Consider the following 16,269-nt stretch of genomic DNA (forward strand, 5'->3'; position numbering starts at 1 on the left):
GGGAGCGTTGGCGGCCAATCTGTTCTGGCGCGGTAAAGGTGCGGGCGCTAGTTTCGTGCGATGTTCCAGACCGCTGCGGGGCGGCGTGTGGCGGCCCTGGCCGTCGCCGCCCTTGTCCTTTGCCAATCGGAGGCGCGGGCGCAGGATAGGGGCGGCCTGGACGCGATCGACCAGCCGCTCGATCCTTCGGCCCCGCTCGATCCCTTGCCCGATCTCGGCGTCGAATGGCCGGAGATGGAGCAGGGGCCGGAAGCGCTCTCCGACACGCCCGACACGAATATCGCGGATGCCGCCGCCGAGCGCAGCTATACGATCGCGCTGACCGGGCTGGACGGATTGGAGGCGGAAGGGCTGGTCGCGCAGTTCAACGACCTCTCGACGCTCGGAACCAATCGCGACGATCCCGCCAACGCCGCCCAGATCGACCGCCGCGCGCGAGAGGATGCCGAGCTGCTGACCGAGCTGCTGCGCGCCTACGGCTATTATGATGCCGAGGTCGCGACCCGAGTGGAGGCGGGGGCGGCTGGCGTGCAGGTGACGCTGGAGACGAATCCGGGGCCGCTCTACCGCTTCACCGAGGTGCGCCTGCCGGGGATCGAAGCGGCGGGCGAGGAGACCGACGATCTTCGCCAGGCATTCGGCGTCGAGGAAGGCGAGGCGGTGAATGCGGCGGCGGTCACGGCGGGCGAGGCGGCGTTGCGGGCGGAGCTCGGCCGGCGCGGCTTCGCCTTTGCCGATGTCGGCACGCTCGACATCGCCGTCGATCACGAGACGCGCACCGCCAGCCTGGTGCTTCCGGTCCAGCCGAACGGCTCGCGCCAGTTCGGGCGGATCATCGTCGAGGGACGGCCCTTGTTCAGCGCCGAGCATATCCAGACCATCGCCCGCTTCGATGCCGGCGAACGGTTCGAGACGCCGCGGCTGGAGGATTTGCGGCGGGCACTCGTCGCGACCGGCCTAGTCTCGGTGGTGACGATCCGCCCGGTGGCGCGGGAGGGCAGCGATGTGGTCGATATCGCCGTCGCGCTGGAACGGGCGCCGCTGCGGACGGTCGCGGGCGAGGCGGGCTACGGCACCGGCGAAGGCGCCCGCGTCGAACTGAGCTGGGAACATCGCAACCTGATCCGCCCGGAGGGCGCGGTGCGGTTCCGCGGCGTGCTCGGCACCGACGAGCAGCTGGTCGGGGCGACGCTTCGCCGCAACAATTTCCGCAAGCGCGACCAGGTGCTGACCGGCAACGTGATCGCCAGCAACATCGAACGTGATGCCTATGAGGCGCGCAGTTTCCTAGTCGGCATCGGGCTGGAGCGCCAGACCAACATCATCTGGCAGAAGAAGTGGACCTGGTCGGTCGGCGCGGACCTGATCGCCACCGACGAGCGCGACGTCGACCTGGACAGCGGGATGACGCGGCGGCGCACCTTCTTCATCGGCGCGCTGCCGGCGACGCTTTCCTATGACGGGTCGAACGATCTGCTCGACCCGACCGACGGCTACCGGCTGTCGTCGCGCTTCTCGCCCGAAGCCTCCTTCCAGGGGGGCGCCTTCGGCTATTCGCGGCTGCAACTGGACGGCAGCTACTACCAGCCGGTCTCCGGCACCGTCACGCTAGCGGGGCGGGCGCGGCTGGGCACGATCTTCGGGGCGGATCGCGACCGCATCGCGCCATCGCGCCGCTTCTATGCCGGCGGCGGCGGATCGGTGCGCGGCTACGGCTTCCAACGGCTGGGCCCGCGCGATCCGGTGTTCGACGATCCGATCGGCGGGCGCAGCCTTGCCGAATTCGCCTTGGAAGCGCGAGTGCGGACGCCTCTGTTCGGCGGCGCGCTCGGGGTGGTCCCCTTCGTCGACGCGGGCAATATCTACACCTCGCCCCTGCCGCGGCTCGACGATCTGCGCTTCGGGGCGGGCATCGGGGTTCGCTACCACACCAATTTCGGGCCGATCCGCGTCGACGTCGGCACGCCGCTCAGCCGTCGCAGCGGCGATCCGCGCATCGCCGTCTATGTCTCCCTCGGCCAGGCCTTCTAGATGAACGATGAGGCGCCCGCCCGCTTCGAGGACGAGCAGGAGGAATTGCCCGTCCGCAGGCGGAGGCGCTGGCCCTCCCGCCTCGCCGGATGGCTGGCGGGGCTGCTGATCGTCCTGCTGCTCGCCTTGGGCGCGTTCACCGCCTTCCTCGACACCGGGCCGGGTCACCGTTTCATCGCCGATCGCATCGCTGCGCTGGCGCCGGGCTCGGGGCTCCGCATCCGTGTCGGCCGGATCGAGGGATCGATCTGGGGCGAGACGCGGCTCACCGACGTCCGGCTCTACGACCCCCAGGGCGTGTTCGCGGAGTCGCCGCGCGTCGACCTGGACTGGCAGCCGTTCGGCTGGCTGACCGAAAGGCTGCTGATCGACGAGCTGCAGTCGGACCTAGTCATCCTCCACCGCCAGCCGAAGCTGCTGCCGAGCGAGACGCCGGGGCCGATCCTGCCCGGTTTCGACATCCGCGTCGGCCGTCTCAGCATCGAGCAGCTCCGCTTCGAGAAGCCGTGGACGGGGCAGCGGCGTTCCGCCCGTGTCGTTGGCACCGCAAACATCCGTTCCGGCCGCGCGCTGATCGACCTCAAGGCGGAAGTGCGGGGCGGGGGCGACCGGCTCGCCCTGCTGCTCGACGCCGAGCCCGACCGCGACCGCTTCGACGTGGACGTGCGACTGCAGAGTCCGGAGGGCGGCGTTGCCGGCGCGCTCTTCGGCACTAAGCGGCCGATCCAGTTCCAGGTGCAAGGCGAGGGGCGGTGGAGCGCGTGGGCGGGGACCGCGCGGCTCGACCTGTCCGGCCGCCGCACCGCCGAGCTCGCGCTGCGGGCGCGGGACGGCCATTACAGCCTCACCGGCGCGGTTGCGCCCGCGCAATTCTGGAAGGGCAAGAAGGCACGGCTGACGGCGCCGCGGGTGCTGCTCAACGCCCGCGCGACCTTCGAGGACCGGCGGCTGGACGGCACGCTGTCGCTGCGCTCGTCGGCGCTCAGGGTCGAGAGCAAGGGCGTGATCGACTTCGCCCGCAGCAGCTTCGACGGCGTCAGGATCGGCATCGACCTGCTCCGCCCGCAGGCCTTGTTCCCGAACATGAGCGGACGCTCGGTGCGGATGACCGCCTTGCTCAACGGCGTCTTTCGCCGCGCCAGCTTCGCCTATCGCATCACCACACCGCGGGTCGCGTTCGACAATACCGGTTTCGAGGATGTGCGGGCGGAGGGGAGGGGGCGCTGGTCCAAGGCGCCGGTGAGCGTGCCGGTGCTGCTGACCGCGCGGAGGGTGACCGGCGTCGGCGACGTGGCGGGCGGCATCCTCGCCAATCTGCGTGTCCAGGGCGTGCTGAAGGTCACCGACAAGCGCCTCACCGGCGACGATCTCGCCATCACGTCCGACAAGCTCAAGGGCAAGGGCAGCCTGTTCGTCGACCTCGTCACCGGGCGCTTCGACGTCGTGCTGTCGGGCGGTCTCACGCGCTATCTGATCCCGGGCCTCGGCATCGTCGACGTGCTGACCGAGTTGAAGATCGTGCCGAACCCCGGCGCGCGCGGCGCCCTGGTCACCGGCCAGGGACGCGCCTGGGTGCGGAGCTTCGACAATCGCTTCCTGCTCGGGCTCGCCGGCGGGCTGCCGCAGCTCGAGACCGATCTCGTCCGCACCAATGACGGCGTGATCCGCTTCTCGAACCTGCGGCTGATTGCGCCTGCGATCCGCATCCAGGGCAGCGGCCTCAGGCGCCGCGACGGGACGTTCCTCTTCGAAGGGTCGGGGCGGCAGGGCACCTACGGCCCGTTCGCGATGACGCTGGACGGCCGCATCGAGCGGCCGAAGCTCGCGATCCGTCTGCAGAGCCCCAACGAGGCGATGGGGCTCGCCAACGTGCTGCTGCTGCTCGATCCGACTTCGACCGGCTTCGCCTATCGGGCGGAGGGTGAATCCACGCTGGGGCCGTTCACCTCCCGCGGCGATATCCTGCTCCCGGCAGGCCGGCCCGCGACGATCCAGGTGGCGGCGCTCAACGTCTCCGGCACCAGCGCGACGGGCTCGCTGAGGTCCGATCCGGGTGGCTTTAGCGGACGGCTCGACGTGGCGGGCGGCGGCCTGGGCGGGAGCTTGTTGTTCAACCCAGTCGGCCAGGTGCAGCGGATCGAAGCCCATCTGACGGCGGAGAATGCCCGTTTCCTCGGTCCGCCGCCGATTGCGATCCGCCGCGGCAAGCTTGATGGCGTGATACTGCTCAACCCGGGCGCCACCTCGGTCGAAGGCACGATCGCGTTGCGCGGCATGACGCGCGGACCGCTCTCGCTGGCGCGGTTGGATGCGCAGGCGAGCCTGCGCGGCGGCGTCGGGCAGGTGAAGGCGAGCATAGCCGGCAATCGCGGCCGCGACTTCGTCTTCAACAGCTTTGCCGAGGTGGCGCCGGGGCGGATCCGGCTGACCGGCGAAGGCACGGTCGACCGGCGGCCGATCCGCCTCAATCGTCCGGCCGTGCTGACGCGCGAGGAGGGCGGCTGGAGGCTCGCCCCGGCTGCGCTGAGCTTCGCGGGCGGCAATGCGACGGTTGGTGGCCTGTTCGGCGCGGCGCGCACCGAGTTCAGCGCCGATCTGGAGGCGCTGCCGCTGACGGTAGTCGACATTGCCATCCCGAGGCTCGGTCTCGGCGGCATCGCATCGGGCACGCTCAGCTATCGCGAGCAGCCGGGCGCCCAGCCGACCGGCGCCGCCAACATCAAGGTGCGCGGCCTCACTCGCTCCGGCCTGGTCCTGTCGTCGCGGCCAGTGGATATCGGCGTCGCCGCGCGGCTGCTCGGTGGCAATGCGGCGCTGCGTGCGGTGGCGGTCAGCGAAGGTCGCACGATTGGGCGGGCCCAGGCGCGCATCTCCCCGATCGGCGGGGCCGGCAGCCTCGCCGATCGTATCTCCCGCGCGCCGCTCTTCGCGCAGCTGCGCTATAACGGGCCCGCCGACACGCTCTGGCGCCTGACCGGCGTCGAACTGCTCGATCTCAGCGGGCCGGTGGCGGTGGGCGCCGACGCGCGCGGCACGCTTAACGACCCGCAGATCCGCGGCTCGCTGCGCACCGAGCGGGCGCGGCTGGAGAGCCCGGTGCTCGGCACTATCATCGAGAATATCGCCGCCGCCGGCAGCTTCGGCGGGCCGCAGCTGGTGATCGATCGCTTCACCGGTACTACCAAGCGCGGCGGCACCGTGTCGGGCCGCGGCAATTTCGACCTCTCGGCGGCACGCGGCTTCGGCATCGACCTCGCCGTCGAGGCCAAGGCGGCGCAGCTGATCGACCGCGACGATCTGAAGGCCCAGGTGACGGGGCCGCTGCGCTTCCGCTCCGACGGCTCGGGCGGCACCATTTCCGGCGATCTGGAGCTGGTCAGCGGCAGCTTCCGCCTCGGCAGCGCCACCGCCGTCGCGCAGGTGCCGCGTCTGCCTGTTCGCGAGCTGAACCGCGAGGAGGACGACCTGCCGCCGCCGAGCCGCGCCGACCCCTGGCGCCTGGACATCGCCTTGAAAGCCGACAACCGGCTGACCGTGACCGGCCTCGGCATCACCAGCGAATGGGGGGCAGACCTGAAGGTCGGCGGCACCGTCACCGAGCCGCGGATCGACGGCCGAGCCGACCTGGTGCGCGGAAGCTACGACTTTGCCGGCCGCCGCTTCGACCTCGAGCGCGGCACCATCCGCTTCCTCGGCGAGAGCCCGCCCAACCCCATCCTCGACATCACCGCCGAGGGCGGCATCCAGGGCCTTAACGCCACCATCCGCGTCACCGGGCGCGGCCAGAAGCCGGAAATCGCCTTCACCAGCACGCCCGCGCTGCCGCAAGACGAGCTGCTCAGCCGGCTTCTCTTCGGCACCTCCATCACCAACCTCACCGCGCCCGAGGCGCTGCAGCTCGCCGCTGCCGTCGCGTCGCTGAACAACACGGGCGGCGGCCTCGATCCGATCAACAGCGTCCGCAGCGCGATCGGTCTCGACCGCCTGCGCATCCTTCCCGCGGACATCGCCACCGGCCAGGGCACATCCATCGCCGCCGGCAAATATCTTGGCCGCCAGGTTTATGTGGAGGTCATCACCGACGGCCGCGGCTATTCCGCCACTCGCATCGAATATCAGATCACGCGGTGGCTCTCATTGCTCTCCAGCATCTCGACCATCGGCCGCGAGAGCGTAAACGTGCGCGTCTCCAAGGATTATTGAACCGGCAGCTTGACCGGCGGCGCCCAAGCGGAGCAGCTAGGCGCATGGGGGAACCAGTCACCAGGAGCCGCGCCGAGCTGAAGGGCAAGACCTTCGGCGCCGATCGCATCATCCTCGACGGCGGCACCTTCATCGAATGCGAGTTCAACGGCACGACGCTGGTCTATTTCGGCGGCGGCATTCCCGAGATGGATCGCTGCCGCCTCAACGGCGTCAACTTCAGCTTCGAAGGCCCGGCCAAGAACACGGTCGAGCTGCTGCGCTGGCTCAACAGCCAGCGCGTGATCGACGGCGTCTGAGACAAAGGGGGCAGGATTGAAGCACTGGAACGCTCGCAAGCGCGTCGATGCGCATGAGGACATGCCGTCGGAGCACCGTCTCCGCAAATCGCTCTCCTGGCCGCATCTGGTGGCATTGGGCGTCGGCGCGATCGTCGGCACCGGCATCCTCACCCTGATCGGCGTCGGCGCGGCCAAGGCGGGGCCGTCGGTGATCCTGTCCTTCGCCATCGCGGGCATCATCTGCGCGGCGGCGGCACTCGCTTATGCCGAGATGGCGACGATGATCCCCGCCTCGGGCAGCGCTTACACCTACACCTATGTCGTCATAGGCGAGTTGCTCGCCTGGGTGGTCGGCTGGAGCCTGATTCTCGAATACAGCCTCGTCGTCAGCGCCGTGGCGGTCGGCTGGTCGGGCTATGCGGCCGGCTTCATGGAGAGCATCGGGGCGGGGCTGCCGGCCGCTCTGATCCAGGGACCGGCCCTTGGCGGCGTCGTCAACCTGCCGGCGATCTTCATCATCGCCGTCGTGGCGGGACTCCTCATTCTCGGCACCAAGGAGAGCGCGACCATCAACGCCCTGCTGGTGCTGGTGAAGATCGCCGCACTTATCGTCTTCGTGGTCGTCGCCTTGCCCTATTTCGATGCGGCGAAGTTCGAGCCGTTCATGCCCTTCGGCTTCGCCAAGAGCGGGCCCCCGGGTGCGGAAGTGGGCGTGATGGCGGCCGCGGCGATCATCTTCTTCGCCTTCTACGGCTTCGACGCCATCGCCACAGCGGCCGAGGAGGCGAAGAACCCCGCGCGTGACCTGTCGATCGGCATCGTCGGGTCGATGCTGCTGTGCGTGGTCATCTACATGGCCGTCGCGGCGGCGGCGATCGGCGCCGTCGCCTATACCGGCTTCGCCAACAGTCCGGAGCCGCTCGCGCTCATCCTGCGGCTGCTGGATCAGGAGGGCGCGGCCGCCTATCTCGCCGCCTCCGCGGTGATCGCGCTGCCGACGGTCATCCTCGCCTTCTTCTACGGCCAGAGCCGGATCTTCTTCGTCATGGCGCGCGACGGGCTGCTGCCGCGCAACCTGGCGCGGGTTTCGGAGCGCGGGTCGCCGGTCAGGATCACCATCTTCACCGCCGTGCTGGTGGCGATCCTCGCCGGCCTCATCCCGCTCGACGAGCTCGCCGCCCTCGCCAATGCGGGCACGCTCACCGCCTTCATCGCTGTGTCGGCGTGCATGCTGATCATGCGCCGGCGCGAGCCGGACATGGCGCGCACCTTCCGCACACCGCTTGCGTGGCCGGTAGGTATCTTCGCGATCCTCGGCTGCGCCTACCTCTTCATCAGCCTCCCGCAGAGGACGCAGGTTTATTTCCTGATCGCCCATGTCGTGGGGCTCGCCATCTACCTCCTCTACGGCAGCCGGCGCAGCGTCGCGGGTGCCGAGGCGAGGTGATGCTGCTGCTCCTCGCGGCGCAGGCCGCCCAGGCGGCGCCGGAGGAGGGCAATCTGGCGGATGCTGCGCGATCCTTCGCGATCGTCAGGCGCTGCGACCCGGCAGACGGCGATGAGATCGTCGTCTGCGGGCGCAACGAGACGGAGCGCTATCGCCTGCCGATCCGGTCACAAGGCTTCGACCCTAAGGGGCCCGTCGACAGCGTGTCGCGCGAGCGGCACAAGCTCATCCAGGAAGGGGATGCGGGGATCGGCTCCTGCTCGACCACGGGGCCGGGCGGCTATACCGGCTGCTTCCATCGCGACACCAAGCGGCGGTGCCAGCAGGACCCTTGCGGTATCGCCTTCTAGAACCGCACCGCGCTTGCCTGCGCAGCCAGGCGGCAGCGGCTACGGATTGTCGTTGGCGCCGCCCCGGCCTCTCGCTTCCCGGATCATGTCGGCCAGAATGGCATATTGAGCGGAGAGCTGGACATGGCTGGCTCGCGCCTCGTCGGAGGCGGCGCGTTCCGCGGCCTCCCTCTCCTCGTCTGCCCTGCGGCTGTAATAAGCGAAATCAGACTCTTGACGCACGACCTCCTTCATCGCGGCGCTTCCTGCCGCTGTCCAGCTTATTAGCGGGGCGGACCGCCGCCTGCGGCTCGTACGGGGGGATCAACTATTCTCCACCTGCGTGCTAGAGAAATGACGGAGAGGGTGCCTATGAAGCAAATGCTGACCGAGAGCCGCGACCATCTCGAAGGAGTGGGCGAGACCTATGGCGAGCATATGCACTTCGCGCTTGGCGTGAGCCGGCTGCTGCTCGTCGCCGGCTTCTGCTGCGCGGTTCACGCAATGGTGCCGGCTCTGTTCCCGACCTCCGCCAGCCGGCGCATTCGGTTGCTCCACGCCATTCTCGACGATCGGACCAGGCTCCACGCCGCCGGCGCGGATACGGCGCCGCTCGGACCCTTCATGTGGCTGGTCCTGCTCTCCGTCATGGCCGCGGCGGTGCCTTGGCTGGGCCAGGCTGCGGCGGTCGTCGCCGTGCCGCTGTCGCTGCTCGCGTTGAGCTTCCCGGTCGCGTATCTGATCGGCGAACGGCAGGATTCCGTTCGTCCGGCTGCGATCTGAGATGAGCGTTTTGCAGTCAGCAAAGCTGGTGCTGATGGATGTCACCAATCTCGCCAAGGATGCGCTGCACATTTATGTCGGCATGGCTGTGATGCTGGTCGTGGCGATCGCCTTCAAGCGTTCCCTGTCCGACTGGCGGCCCCTCGCGGCGGTGGCGCTCGCCTCTGTCGCCGGGGAGATCTGGGACGTGATCGACACGTTCAGCCATGGCGGGCGCCCGCGCTGGAACGCCAACTGGAAGGACATCTGGAACACGATGTTCTGGCCGACCATCCTGTTCGGCCTCGCCCGCTTCACCCGCGTGCTGAAGCGCTAGGGGCGGCTGTCCGGGAAACCGGGAGGCCAGGCGTGCGTTTTCGTCTCATCCTCCACCTTAACATGCGTTGCTTATTTGTCGGACGGCCGACATAGGAGCCTGTGGAGCAGCGGCGGGGGCGTGAGAAAGCAGACGGAATGCACGCCTATATCATCGAAGACGATTACCTGATCGGCCAGGCCATCCAGGAAATCCTGAGCGAGATCGGCTTCAGCCGCTTCAGCTTCGCGCGATCGGAGGACGTCGCGATCCTCGGCGCGGGCGAGCAGAAGTTCGACCTCATCACCGCCGATGCGCGGCTGCTTCCCGGCGACGGCGTCAGTGCCGTCGAGACGATCCGTGCAAAGCGTGACATCCCGGTCGTGTTCGTCACCGGCTATACTGACGAGATACGCGAGCGAGTGCCGGACGCCGTGATCGTCGGAAAGCCGATCAAGGAAAGCGAACTGAAGTCTGCGGTGCAGAGTGTTCTCGGGGGCCACCACCCGCGGGCAGCCCCCGAGGCCTGCTAATTCGCCGCCGGCCGCGAACGCTTCGGCGCAAGCTGGCGCAGGCGGATCGCCTTCACCTTTCGCGTTTACACTTTCTTAATCTGCCGGGCGCAGGTGCGGAGTCGCCAACCGGGGGGAATTTGAACCGGAAGGCGGACATGATCGTATTGAGCGAAGATCGGCGCAGCGAAGCGCCAGAGCTGAAAAGCATCACATCATTGGAGCGGCCGATGCCCGCGCGGGCGCGACGCGCCGTCGAGGCGGCCGCCGCGATCGAGCGCGGCGAGGTGGATCTCGAGCAGGCGACGAAGCGCTACGGCACGGCGGCGACGCTGATCGAGATCTGGCAGCATGCGCTGCAGGCCATGCCGAGAGGGGGGCACGGGGGGAAACTGCGCATCCATCGGCACTGAGGGGGCGGTGCGATGATGCGCATAGCAGCAAGCCTGACCGGCTGGCCCGGGGAGCGGAGGCGCTCACGGCGCGCGACGGTGCGCGAGATCGACCAGGGGGAGGAAGTCGATTTCGTGGTCGTCACCGACCTCTCGCCGGAGGGTGCGAGACTGGTGACGCCGGCGCCGCTGGAGGTGGGGCGCGAGGTGGCGCTGACCCTGCCGATGCTGGAGCCGCTGGTCGGAACGATCGTCTGGGTGAGCAAACGCCTCGCCGGCTGCCGGTTCGCCGATCCGCTCCACCCGGCCGTGTTGAGGGTGGTGATGGCCTCCGCCGAGACCTAGCGCAGCGGCCAGACGGCGAGGATCAGCGGAACGCCGACGAGCACGACCAATAGCGAGAGCGGGGCGCCGAGGCGGGCATAGTCGCTGAACCGGTAGCCGCCGGGGCCCATGACGAGCGTGTTGCACTGGTGGCCGATGGGGGTGAGGAAATCGCAGCCCGCCCCAACCGCGACGGCCATCAGGAAGGCTTCGGGCCGATAGCCGAGTTGCGTCGCGAAGACGGACGCGATCGGCGCCATCACCAGCACCGTCGCGGCATTGTTGAGGAAGGGCGTCACGCCCATGGCGGCCACCATGATCAAGCCGACCGCGGCCCAGGCGGGCAGGCTGGCCGCGGTTGTCGAGAGCCAGCCGGCGATCAGGTCGGTCGCTCCCGTCGTGCGCAGGCTGTCGGAGACCGGGATCAAGCAGGCGATCATCACCAGGATCGGCCATTCGATCCGGCTATAGGCTTCGCGGGCGGGCAGGGCGCCGCTCAGCATGATCAAAGCGGCGGCGCCGAAGAATGCGACCGCCACCGGCACCCAGCCGACCGCGGTCAGCGCCATCGCGCCGGCGAGGATGGCGATCGGCACAAGACCCTGGCGCGCATTGCCGAGCCTGAGGCTGCGCTCCGCAAGCGGCAGGCAGCCAAGCTCGCGCAGCCGGGCAGGAAGGGTCGCGAGCGGCCCCTGCAGCACGATCACGTCGCCGGGGCAGAGATGGATGTCGCGCAGCCGCTGGGTCAGGCGCTCGCCCTGACGCGAAACGGCGATCAGGTTGACGCCGTGCCGGTCGTGCAAAGCCATCCGCCCGGCCGCCTCGCCGACCAGGATCGAATCCTTGCCGACGACCGCCTCGATCACGCCGATATCGTTGGCAGCGGCGTCGGCGACGCCCTCCCGGTGCTGGCCCTCGAGCTGGAGCCCGGCAGCGGCGATAGCGCGCTCGAGCGCTTCCGGCTCACCCTCGAGGATGAGGACGTCGCCGGCGCTCAATGCCGCGTCGGGGAGCGGCACGATACGGTTGCGCTCGCCGCGATGGAGGCCGGTCACCTCGACCTCGCCGTCAGTCATCTGCTTGAAGGCGGCGACGCTGACCCCTTCGGCGGGGCTGTTGCGCGGAATGCGCGCCTCGGTGGTATAATCATTGATGTCCAGCGCCTCGCCCATTGTCGGCGCGGCACGCCGGTTGGTCGGGAGCAGCTTGTAGCCCCAGCGCAGGAAGAGCAGCCCGGCGAAGCTGAGGCCGAGGCCGACCGGCGCATAGTCGAACATGCCGAACGGCTCGCCGGTCATCTCCTCGCGCACGCGGCTGACGATGATGTTGGGCGAAGTGCCGACGAGGGTGACGAGGCCGCCGAGCAGCGAGCCGAACGCCATCGGCATCAGAAGGCAGGAGGGCGAGGCGTTGGACCGCTTCGCCATCTGGAACGCGGCCGGCATCAGCATGGCGAGCGCGCCGATATTCTTGACGAAGCCGGACAGGAGAGTGACCGAGCCGACGAGGACGATGAGCTGCGAGCCGAGCCGGGTGAAGCCGCCCGTCGCCCGCAGCAGCGCCGCCTCCACGATGCCCGACCGCGCGATCGCAGCCGAGATGACGAGCGCCGAGGCGACGATGATGACGATATCGTCGGCGAAGCCGGCGAAGGCCCGCTCCGCCGGCACGATGCCGACCAGCAACGCGGTGAGGAGCGCCAGCACCGCCACCATATCGTAGCGGATGCGGCCCCAGATGAAGAGCGCCATCATGCCGGCGAGCACGGCGAAGGCGAGCAATTGCGGGTTGGTCATCAAGCCCTTGGTGCAGATGGATTTCGCCCGAAGGAAGCGACGCGGGCGGGCCTTCAACGCGGCGGCGGCGAATTGGCTCAGCGGGGACGCAACTTTTGTCGAGGCGGGGCCGCGGTGCGCCGAATGGAAGCCGGTTGTTTACCGAAATTTAACTTTTTGGGAATAATTTGTTAACGAATTGGCGGGGCGGGCGGCGCAATGGCCGGGCCTCGCGTTACAAGCGAGAGATGGGCATGAAACGCGCTATGATGGTGCGCCGGTCGTGGCTTGCCGCGCTGCTGCTGCTGGGCGCATGCGCAGCGCCCGAGCGCGAGCGGCCGCGGCCGGTCATCGAGGTGGAAGAGCCGGACACCGGCTGGAGATCGGTCGCGCGAGACGAGGACATCGCCAAGATCGAGGCCGTCGACGTGGCATGGGACGAAGCTCTGTCGGCCGCGCGCCGCGCCGGGTTCAACAGACAGGTCAGCAGCGAAGGGCCGCTGCTCGACCCCGGTGCCGTGCTTCCGCGCGCGGCGCCCGCACCGGGATCCTACATGTGCCGGGTCATTCGCATCGGCAGCGAAGGGCGAGGGGCCGCCTATAATGCGTTCAAGCCGTTCTTCTGCAACGTCGGGGTCAATGAGGACCAACTCAGCATCACCAAGCAGACCGGCTCCGAGCGGCCGGCGGGATATCTGTGGGAGGAGCCGGGGAATAGCGGCCGGCTCGTCTTCCTCGGCTCGCTGGCGCTGGGGACGGAGGAGGCGCCGCTTGCTTATGGTGAGGATCCTGCGCGCGATATGGCGGGCGTGTTCGAGCGGGTCGGACCGTTCCGCTACCGCCTCGTCATCCCGCGCCCGCGCGGCACCTCGAAGCTCGACGTGATCGAGCTGGTGCCGGCGCCGCGCCAGGCCGAATAGATCAGCGGACCTTCTTGTAGGGGACGAAGTCGCCGAGGAAGACGATGCCGGTCAGCATGTGCGAGCTGGAATCGACCAGCTTGATCGTGTCGATGCTGCAGAGCTGGCTGCCGAACGTCTTCGTGACCATCGTATCCCAGCGGTCGAGGCTCTCCTGGCCGGCGCGGGGGCGGTTGACGTAGATTGTGCTGCCGACCTCGTAGACGATGGCGGTGTCGTCGATGATCCGGCTGGAGCGGATCGAGCGCAGGTTGATGCAGTCGACCGGCTCACCGGCGACGCGGCCCTCGATCTCCTTGGCGAGACGCGCCTCGGGGCTCAGGCGGGGCCCCGCCTGAGCGGGCGCGATGGCGAGAATGGAGGCTGCTGCGGCGAGAGCAATCAGGCGCTTCATGAGGATGCTTTCGAACTTTGGCTGACTCGATGCCACTAGATTATCCCCAGCACGCTGAACCCGGGCTGACCATCCGGTTCTTTTTTGCGATGAGGGGCGCATGCGAAGACTGCTGATCCTGCTCTTGCTCGCCGGCTGCGATTCCGAACCTGCTCCCGAGGCGGGGCCTGCGCCGGATGGCAGCCTGCCCGCCGCGGCTGACGCATCAGGCGCGGCATCGCCGGCCCAGCAGGCGGCACAGAATCAGCAGCGGGCGTCGCAGGCGCTCGCCGCGATCCTCGTTGATCCGGAAAGCGCGCGCTATTCCGAGGTGCGGGCAGGCGCCGCCGGCTCGGTCTGCGGTCTCGTCGATGCCAAGCAGGCGGACGGCAAGCATGGCGGGCCGCGGCCGTTCGTGGTGACGCCGGAGGGCGTGGCGGTGATCAGCACCACGCCGCAGGTGATGTTCGCGGATCCGGAGGACATTTTCCCCGATTTCTACATACGCTGGTGCGCTTCGCCCGAGGAACTGCAGGGGATTGGCCCGCGCATCGCCAGCGGACCCGCGCCCGATGTGAACCTGGCGGAGGATCTGACGTCGATCATCGATGCCGCCGTGCCGCCGCCGGCAGCCGAGCCGCCAGTGACCGAGACAGCCAAGGCGCCTCCGCCGCCCCCCGCGCAAGCGCCGGGGGAGGAGGACAGCTTCTCGCGCGCGGTTCTGCGCAACCGCAGCGACGGCGCGTCGCGCTAGCCCTTCGAGCCGGAGCTCTCCGGTGTTTCCGCGCTCGAGCCGGTCGAGCCGGAGGCGCCGCTGGTCGTCTCCTGAGGAGCGGACGCGCCTGACTGGCGAGTGCGGCGCCAGCTGTCGAAGCTGGAATGGAAATCCTGTTGGTTCTCGCGGCGATAATCCTCATAATCGCGGTCGAGCTCTGCGATGTGGCGGTCGCGCCAGCTCAGATAATGCTGGTCCTGCGGGCCGAAGTTGCGGCCGCCGCTGAAGCTCTGCCGGCCGCCTTCCCAGTCGCCGCGGCCGCCGAAGCCACCCTGGCCGCTGCCGCCGCCATAATCGCCCTGGAAGCCGCCAAAGCCGTGCTCCGGCCCGTAGTGACTGCGATCCGGCTCCCGCCGGCCGCTGCCCCAATTGCCGCCCTCGTTGGCCTGACCCCAGCTCTGCGTGCCACGGCCGTAGCCGCCGCGCGGATCGTCATCGCCGAAGCCGAACCAGGAGCGGAGCTCGTTGCCCCTGCGCCCGAAGAAGCTGCGCTCCTCGTCATCGGGATGCCGGTCCCGATCCTCCGGGCCATGGGGTGAGTTGCTCGCATAGCCGCGGGCGCCGTAGCGATCGTCTGCCATCAGATCCTCCGTCGAAGTTGTCGTGAAATCAACATCCGGTGGGGCGGCGCGTTCCGCCCCGACCGACAGAGGCAAACGAACAAAAAAGCCCCGGCGCGAGGGCCGGGGCGAGTTCACCGCTAGGAGGTCTAGGGAGTTTCCGCGGTGCGTGTCTGGCGCGGCCGGGGCCGCGGGATCGGTTACTGGCTGTTGGCGACGTTGCCGATCGCATTGGCGTCGGCGGTATTGGTGAGATTGGCGTCCGTCGTCAGATTGGCATCGGTGGTGAGATTCGCGTCCAGCGCATTGGCCTGGTCGCCCAGCGTCTCGGTGCCGAGCGCCGAATTCTCATCGGACGGGAGCGCCAGATCGTCGGTCGCGGTGACGTTGTTTGTTTCGGTCTCCGAAGCGCCGCCACCACATGCGGTAAGAGCGAGCAGCGAAGCCGTGCCGAGAGCCGCCAAAAACTTGTTCATTTCTTTCCCCTTTTTGTGAACTTGATCAGCGGCAGAAATACAGTTCGCGCTAGCATGGGCAATGCTGCGCTGCGGCGGCGCCCACATTTAGGTGTTTGTCATTTGCAGCGCGGGATTTTCAGTAAAACTTTTCTCCCTAAGTGGGGTGATGGAGAATATCGTTGCTACTGCAACTGAGCTGCGGCGCAGCAAGTCATTCGAAATTGGGCCGCTACCCATTCCAGTGAGAAGAATTTGCCAATCCGGCTCGACTCCCGCAGAACGCGATTCGGAGTAGCGGGAGCAAGGGATTTGGACCAGACTGACCGGAAAATTCTTGCGATCCTGCAGGAGGACGCCTCGCTGCCGATCGCCGAAATCGCAGCGCGCGTGAACCTCAGCCAGACGCCGTGCTGGCGCCGCATCCAGCGGCTCGAAGCGAACGGCGTCATCCAGCGGCGCGTGGCAATACTCGATCCGGAGAAGGTCGGCCTCGGCATCCAGGTTCTGGTGGCAATCGAGACTGGCGACCATACGCCCGACTGGCTGCAGCGCTTCGAAGGTGCGGTCCAGGCCATGCCGGAAGTGCTGGAAGTGCACCGCACGACCGGCGACATCGACTATCTGATGCGCGTCGCAGTCGCGGACATGCCGGCTTACGATGCGTTCTACAAAAGGCTGATCGCCGCCGTGCCGATCAAGAAGGTGACCTCCCGCTTTTCGGTCGAGCGGGTGAAGTGGACCACTGCCTATCCGATCCCGGACAAAAGCGGCGCCTTGACCTGAGGAAAAAGGACGCCCTTCAAGAGCCGAG

General features: G+C 68.3%; 18 protein-coding genes. 13 read left to right on the top strand and 5 right to left on the bottom strand.

Translation table 11 applies throughout. The features are described from left to right. Positions 1–60 precede the first annotated feature (60 nt). From AC5JBD_RS07435 to AC5JBD_RS07455, 5 genes are all read left to right on the top strand, one after another. Positions 61–2,031 (top strand): autotransporter assembly complex protein TamA, encoded by a 1,971-nt coding sequence (locus tag AC5JBD_RS07435; protein WP_495721115.1) that lies wholly within the window; start codon positions 61–63, stop codon positions 2,029–2,031. Beyond that, entirely contained in the window at positions 2,032–6,234 is a 4,203-nt protein-coding gene (locus AC5JBD_RS07440) for a translocation/assembly module TamB domain-containing protein (protein ID WP_495721116.1), read from the top strand. It begins immediately after the preceding gene. A gap of 44 nt (positions 6,235–6,278) precedes the next feature. After that, on the top strand, positions 6,279–6,533 hold the full coding sequence (locus AC5JBD_RS07445; protein WP_495721117.1) for a hypothetical protein: 255 nt from the start codon (positions 6,279–6,281) through the stop codon (positions 6,531–6,533). Positions 6,534–6,594: 61 nt separating this feature from the next. After that, positions 6,595–7,962, top strand: coding sequence for an amino acid permease (locus AC5JBD_RS07450; RefSeq protein WP_495721205.1), 1,368 nt, complete (start codon positions 6,595–6,597; stop codon positions 7,960–7,962). Then, complete coding sequence (locus AC5JBD_RS07455) at positions 7,962–8,312, top strand: hypothetical protein (protein WP_495721118.1); 351 nt, start codon at positions 7,962–7,964, stop codon at positions 8,310–8,312. The genes AC5JBD_RS07450 and AC5JBD_RS07455 overlap by 1 nt, the downstream gene beginning before the upstream one ends. A 39-nt stretch (positions 8,313–8,351) precedes the next feature. On the opposite strand, the gene AC5JBD_RS07460 is transcribed toward AC5JBD_RS07455, so the two are convergent. Then, the gene (locus AC5JBD_RS07460) at positions 8,352–8,534 is read right to left on the bottom strand and encodes a hypothetical protein (protein ID WP_495721119.1); all 183 of its coding nucleotides are present in this window, start codon (positions 8,532–8,534) and stop codon (positions 8,352–8,354) included. A gap of 129 nt (positions 8,535–8,663) precedes the next feature. On the opposite strand from AC5JBD_RS07460, the gene AC5JBD_RS07465 reads away from it, so the two are divergent. The 5 genes from AC5JBD_RS07465 to AC5JBD_RS07485 all read left to right on the top strand — a co-directional run bounded on the left by AC5JBD_RS07465 (position 8,664) and on the right by AC5JBD_RS07485 (position 10,618). Then, positions 8,664–9,074 (top strand): DUF6356 family protein, encoded by a 411-nt coding sequence (locus tag AC5JBD_RS07465; RefSeq protein WP_495721120.1) that lies wholly within the window; start codon positions 8,664–8,666, stop codon positions 9,072–9,074. Between the two features lie 10 nt (positions 9,075–9,084). Continuing rightward, positions 9,085–9,390, top strand: a complete 306-nt coding sequence (locus AC5JBD_RS07470) for a hypothetical protein (RefSeq protein ID WP_495721121.1) — start codon at positions 9,085–9,087, stop codon at positions 9,388–9,390. A 137-nt stretch (positions 9,391–9,527) separates the two neighbouring features. Continuing rightward, the gene (locus AC5JBD_RS07475; RefSeq protein WP_495721122.1) at positions 9,528–9,902 is read left to right on the top strand and encodes a response regulator; all 375 of its coding nucleotides are present in this window, start codon (positions 9,528–9,530) and stop codon (positions 9,900–9,902) included. Positions 9,903–10,039: 137 nt separating this feature from the next. Next, positions 10,040–10,294 (top strand): hypothetical protein, encoded by a 255-nt coding sequence (locus AC5JBD_RS07480; protein WP_495721123.1) that lies wholly within the window; start codon positions 10,040–10,042, stop codon positions 10,292–10,294. Positions 10,295–10,309: 15 nt separating this feature from the next. Next, positions 10,310–10,618, top strand: coding sequence for a PilZ domain-containing protein (locus tag AC5JBD_RS07485; protein ID WP_495721124.1), 309 nt, complete (start codon positions 10,310–10,312; stop codon positions 10,616–10,618). Here AC5JBD_RS07485 and AC5JBD_RS07490 read toward each other — a convergent pair. Beyond that, positions 10,615–12,393 (bottom strand): SLC13 family permease, encoded by a 1,779-nt coding sequence (locus AC5JBD_RS07490; RefSeq protein ID WP_495721125.1) that lies wholly within the window; start codon positions 12,391–12,393, stop codon positions 10,615–10,617. The two genes, AC5JBD_RS07485 and AC5JBD_RS07490, sit on opposite strands and share 4 nt — an antisense overlap. Before the next feature lie 233 nt (positions 12,394–12,626). On the opposite strand from AC5JBD_RS07490, the gene AC5JBD_RS07495 reads away from it, so the two are divergent. Next, positions 12,627–13,292 carry a DUF4893 domain-containing protein gene (locus AC5JBD_RS07495; RefSeq protein ID WP_495721126.1) on the top strand — a complete coding sequence of 222 codons (666 nt, stop codon included), beginning with the start codon at positions 12,627–12,629 and terminating at the stop codon, positions 13,290–13,292. 1 nt (position 13,293) lies between these two features. Here the strand turns inward: AC5JBD_RS07495 and AC5JBD_RS07500 are convergent, their stop codons facing one another. Continuing rightward, positions 13,294–13,686 (bottom strand): hypothetical protein, encoded by a 393-nt coding sequence (locus AC5JBD_RS07500; RefSeq protein WP_495721127.1) that lies wholly within the window; start codon positions 13,684–13,686, stop codon positions 13,294–13,296. A 100-nt stretch (positions 13,687–13,786) separates the two neighbouring features. Here AC5JBD_RS07500 and AC5JBD_RS07505 point away from each other — a divergent pair, with 100 nt between their 5' ends. Beyond that, positions 13,787–14,419 (top strand): hypothetical protein, encoded by a 633-nt coding sequence (locus AC5JBD_RS07505; protein WP_495721128.1) that lies wholly within the window; start codon positions 13,787–13,789, stop codon positions 14,417–14,419. On the opposite strand, the gene AC5JBD_RS07510 is transcribed toward AC5JBD_RS07505, so the two are convergent. Both AC5JBD_RS07510 and AC5JBD_RS07515 read right to left on the bottom strand, forming a co-directional pair. After that, positions 14,416–15,021, bottom strand: a complete 606-nt coding sequence (locus tag AC5JBD_RS07510) for a hypothetical protein (protein WP_495721129.1) — start codon at positions 15,019–15,021, stop codon at positions 14,416–14,418. The genes AC5JBD_RS07505 and AC5JBD_RS07510 overlap by 4 nt on opposite strands. A gap of 179 nt (positions 15,022–15,200) precedes the next feature. Next, positions 15,201–15,476, bottom strand: a complete 276-nt coding sequence (locus AC5JBD_RS07515) for a hypothetical protein (protein WP_495721130.1) — start codon at positions 15,474–15,476, stop codon at positions 15,201–15,203. A gap of 291 nt (positions 15,477–15,767) precedes the next feature. Here AC5JBD_RS07515 and AC5JBD_RS07520 point away from each other — a divergent pair, with 291 nt between their 5' ends. Continuing rightward, entirely contained in the window at positions 15,768–16,241 is a 474-nt protein-coding gene (locus AC5JBD_RS07520) for an Lrp/AsnC family transcriptional regulator (protein WP_495721131.1), read from the top strand. Positions 16,242–16,269 lie beyond the last annotated feature (28 nt).

Source organism: Allosphingosinicella sp., from assembly GCF_059502505.1.

Excerpts from the sequence above, each read along its gene's own strand:
- AC5JBD_RS07435 (WP_495721115.1), top strand. The coding sequence starts at position 61 with ATGTTCCAGACCGCTGCGGGGCGGCGTGTGGCGGCCCTGGCCGTCGCC.
- AC5JBD_RS07440 (WP_495721116.1), top strand. The coding sequence starts at position 2,032 with ATGAACGATGAGGCGCCCGCCCGCTTCGAGGACGAGCAGGAGGAATTG.
- AC5JBD_RS07445 (WP_495721117.1), top strand. The coding sequence starts at position 6,279 with ATGGGGGAACCAGTCACCAGGAGCCGCGCCGAGCTGAAGGGCAAGACC.
- AC5JBD_RS07450 (WP_495721205.1), top strand. The coding sequence starts at position 6,595 with ATGCCGTCGGAGCACCGTCTCCGCAAATCGCTCTCCTGGCCGCATCTG.
- AC5JBD_RS07455 (WP_495721118.1), top strand. The coding sequence starts at position 7,962 with ATGCTGCTGCTCCTCGCGGCGCAGGCCGCCCAGGCGGCGCCGGAGGAG.
- AC5JBD_RS07465 (WP_495721120.1), top strand. The coding sequence starts at position 8,664 with ATGAAGCAAATGCTGACCGAGAGCCGCGACCATCTCGAAGGAGTGGGC.
- AC5JBD_RS07475 (WP_495721122.1), top strand. The coding sequence starts at position 9,528 with ATGCACGCCTATATCATCGAAGACGATTACCTGATCGGCCAGGCCATC.
- AC5JBD_RS07480 (WP_495721123.1), top strand. The coding sequence starts at position 10,040 with ATGATCGTATTGAGCGAAGATCGGCGCAGCGAAGCGCCAGAGCTGAAA.
- AC5JBD_RS07485 (WP_495721124.1), top strand. The coding sequence starts at position 10,310 with ATGCGCATAGCAGCAAGCCTGACCGGCTGGCCCGGGGAGCGGAGGCGC.
- AC5JBD_RS07490 (WP_495721125.1), bottom strand. The coding sequence starts at position 12,393 with ATGACCAACCCGCAATTGCTCGCCTTCGCCGTGCTCGCCGGCATGATG.
- AC5JBD_RS07495 (WP_495721126.1), top strand. The coding sequence starts at position 12,627 with ATGAAACGCGCTATGATGGTGCGCCGGTCGTGGCTTGCCGCGCTGCTG.
- AC5JBD_RS07500 (WP_495721127.1), bottom strand. The coding sequence starts at position 13,686 with ATGAAGCGCCTGATTGCTCTCGCCGCAGCAGCCTCCATTCTCGCCATC.
- AC5JBD_RS07505 (WP_495721128.1), top strand. The coding sequence starts at position 13,787 with ATGCGAAGACTGCTGATCCTGCTCTTGCTCGCCGGCTGCGATTCCGAA.
- AC5JBD_RS07510 (WP_495721129.1), bottom strand. The coding sequence starts at position 15,021 with ATGGCAGACGATCGCTACGGCGCCCGCGGCTATGCGAGCAACTCACCC.
- AC5JBD_RS07515 (WP_495721130.1), bottom strand. The coding sequence starts at position 15,476 with ATGAACAAGTTTTTGGCGGCTCTCGGCACGGCTTCGCTGCTCGCTCTT.